2 protein-coding genes are annotated in these 3,053 nt (G+C 73.0%); both read right to left on the bottom strand.

Annotated features, from left to right (window positions below; genetic code table 11):
- Positions 1-56: 56 nt before the first annotated feature.
- Positions 57-1,655 carry an ABC-F family ATP-binding cassette domain-containing protein gene (locus SSBG_RS24005; RefSeq protein ID WP_008748663.1) on the bottom strand — a complete coding sequence of 533 codons (1,599 nt, stop codon included), beginning with the start codon at positions 1,653-1,655 and terminating at the stop codon, positions 57-59.
- A gap of 291 nt (positions 1,656-1,946) precedes the next feature.
- On the bottom strand, positions 1,947-3,053 hold a 1,107-nt coding region (locus tag SSBG_RS24000; protein ID WP_078491401.1), incomplete at its 5' end, for a hypothetical protein.

Raw genomic sequence — 3,053 nt, 5'->3', positions numbered from 1 at the left:
TCGATCATTCGGCCGCGCCCGGAGTGATCTCGCGCGCCCGGCGGCGTTCTTCCCGCTCAGGCGAGGGCGACGAGGTCGCGGTAGCCCGCGCCCCACAGGTCCTCGATGCCATCGGGCAGCATGATGATCCGCTCGGGCGAGAGCGCCTCGACGGCGCCCTCGTCGTGGGTGACGAGGACGACGGCGCCCTTGTACGTGCGCAGGGCGCCGAGGATCTCCTCGCGGCTGGCGGGGTCGAGGTTGTTCGTCGGCTCGTCCAGGAGCAGCACGTTGGCGGCGGAGACGACGAGCGTGGCGAGCGCGAGGCGGGTCTTCTCGCCACCGGAGAGGACCCCGGCCGGCTTGTCGACGTCGTCCCCGGAGAAGAGGAAGGAGCCGAGCACCTTGCGGACCTCGACGAGGTCGAGGTCGGGGGCCGAGGAGCGCATGTTCTCCAGGACCGTGCGCTCGGGGTCGAGCGTCTCGTGCTCCTGCGCGTAGTAGCCGAGCTTGAGCCCGTGCCCCTCGACCACCGCGCCGGTGTCGGGCTTCTCGACTCCGGCGAGCAGGCGCAGCAGGGTCGTCTTCCCGGCGCCGTTGAGGCCGAGGATGACGACGCGGGAGCCCTTGTCGATCGCGAGGTCCACGTCCGTGAAGATCTCCAGGGACCCGTACGACTTCGACAGGCCCTCGGCGGTGAGCGGGGTCTTCCCGCAGGGCGAGGGGTCGGGGAAGCGGAGCTTGGCGACCTTGTCGGACTGGCGGACCTCGTCGAGACCGGCGAGCAGGCGCTCGGCGCGGCGGGCCATGTTCTGCGCGGCGACGGTCTTCGTCGCCTTGGCGCGCATCTTGTCGGCCTGCGCGTTGAGCGCGGACGCCTTCTTCTCGGCGTTCTGCCGTTCGCGCTTGCGGCGCTTCTCGTCGGCCTCGCGCTGCTGCTGGTAGAGCTTCCAGCCCATGTTGTAGACGTCGATCTGCGAGCGGTTCGCGTCGAGGTAGAAGACCTTGTTGACGACCGTCTCGACGAGTTCCACGTCGTGGGAGATCACGATGAATCCGCCGCGGTAGGTCCGCAGGTAGTCGCGCAGCCAGACGATCGAGTCGGCGTCGAGGTGGTTCGTCGGCTCGTCCAGCAGGAGGACGTCCGCGTCGGAGAAGAGGATGCGGGCGAGCTCGATGCGACGGCGCTGACCACCGGAGAGGGTGTGCAGCGGCTGCCCGAGCACGCGGTCGGGCAGGCTCAGCGCGGCGGCGATCGTGGCGGCCTCGGCCTCGGCCGCGTACCCGCCCTTGGTGAGGAACTCGGTCTCCAGGCGCTCGTACCGCTTCATCGCCTTCTCACGCGTGGCGCCCTTGCCGTTCGCCATGCGCTCCTCGTTCTCGCGCATCCTGCGCAGGGTCACGTCCAGGCCGCGCGCGGAGAGGACGCGGTCGCGGGCGAGGACGTCGAGGTCGCCGGTACGGGGGTCCTGCGGGAGGTATCCGACCTCGCCCGAGCGCGTGATGGTGCCGCCCGCGGGCTGGCCCTCGCCGGCGAGGCACTTGGTGAGCGTGGTCTTGCCCGCCCCGTTGCGGCCGACGAGCCCGATGCGGTCGCCCTTGGTGACGCGGAAGCTGGCATTCTCGATGAGGATGCGGGCGCCGGCGCGCAGCTCGATACCGGTGGCGGTGATCATGGACGTACTCCTGGGCGGGTGGGACGGCGGTCGGGCGGGATGAGGCGGAACGCCGCGCTAATGCGCAAGGAGGGGGGCCATGGCTTCAGTCTAACCGGGGGTGAGGTGTGCCTTTTCTGCGGGCCGGGGTCGCGGGGGCTGCGCCCCCTGGCTCCGCTCCTCAGGCGCCGGAGGGGCTGAAATCGGGGGCCCCGCTGCGCCCGAGGGGCTGGATTGCGGGCCCCGCCGCGCCGGAGAGGCTGGATTGGGGGGTCCGCCCGCTGCGCCGGTGGGGGTGCGGGCTTGAGTGGGTCAGCCTCCTGTGTGGACCTGGAAGGCCGCTCTGCGGACCGCTTTGGCGAGGGCCGGGTCGGGGTGGGCGGCGGCGAGGGCCAGGAGGACCTGGACGGTGAGGGGGTGGCCCGCCGCGCGCACCTCGTCGAGCAGGGCCGGGATCGTGGGCTGGTGGGCGGCCTCGATGTGACGCACGAGGAGTTCGGTGTCCCCGTGGTCGTTGAGGGCCGCCGCCGTGTCGATCCACAGCCAGGTCGACTCCTCGCGGGTGAGGAGCGCGTGCGCGTCCTCGGCGTCGCCGCCCTCCTGCTCCGCGAGCCACAGCAGCGCGTACGGGCGCAGCGGCAGGTCCGCGCTCACCTCGCGCACCCCGGGCTCGGCCGGCGCGCCGACCACCCGCAGGGCCTCGAAGGCGAGCTGGCGCAGGAGCGCGTCGTCGCCGCAGGCGGCGTCGAGGAGTTCCTGCACGGCGGTGCCGACGGTACGGGCGGCGATCCAGGCGCGGTACTCGGCGCGGGCCTCGCCGGGGCGCAGCCGGACGCAGCCGCGCAGCATGTCCTCGGCGGACTGCTCGATGTTGCCGGCCGGGGACTGCGCGGCCACGCAGATCTGTTCGAGCTTGACCCACACCGCCCAGCTGCCGAGCGGCGTGAGCGCGATCTCGCCGCCGGGCGCCTGCGGCAGGGTGAGGGCGCCGACGCCCGCGAGCCGGTCGAGTGCCCAGTCGAACAGCTCGGGCAGCGGGGCGGGAGGAGCCATGGTGAGGCCGGGCGCGGGCAGTTCGCATCGCGCGTCGCGCAGCTCGGTGATCCGCTGGTCGAGGAGGTCGAGGAGTTCTTCGCGCGAGGCCGTGCCCGCCGAGAGCTGGAGGACGGAGAGGAGCTGCGGCATCGCCTCGACCACCTCGGCGACGGCCGTGGGATCGACGGGAGCGGCGGGCTCGGCGTGCGCCGGGTGGAAGAGCGACCAGGCGTCGAAGAGCGCGACCCAGCCGCGCAGCACCGCCATGTCGTCGCGGTCCCAGGCCCGCAGCCGCCAGCCGGGGCGGGCGTGACCGCCGTGGGTCTCCACGAGCCCCGCGAGCCGGGCGGCGTCCCAGTGGGCGCGCACCTCGGCCGGGTCGAG

Origin of the sequence: Streptomyces sp. SPB074, assembly GCF_000154905.1 — a bacterium.
In the GTDB taxonomy this organism is placed as follows: Bacteria; Actinomycetota; Actinomycetes; order Streptomycetales; family Streptomycetaceae; genus Streptomyces.
The sequence above is the reverse complement of the archived record's forward strand: the minus strand, read 5'-3'. Positions and strand labels throughout refer to the sequence as shown.

Coding starts and splice junctions, on each gene's coding strand:
- SSBG_RS24005 (WP_008748663.1), bottom strand. CDS start 1,655: ATGATCACCGCCACCGGTATCGAGCTGCGCGCCGGCGCCCGCATCCTC.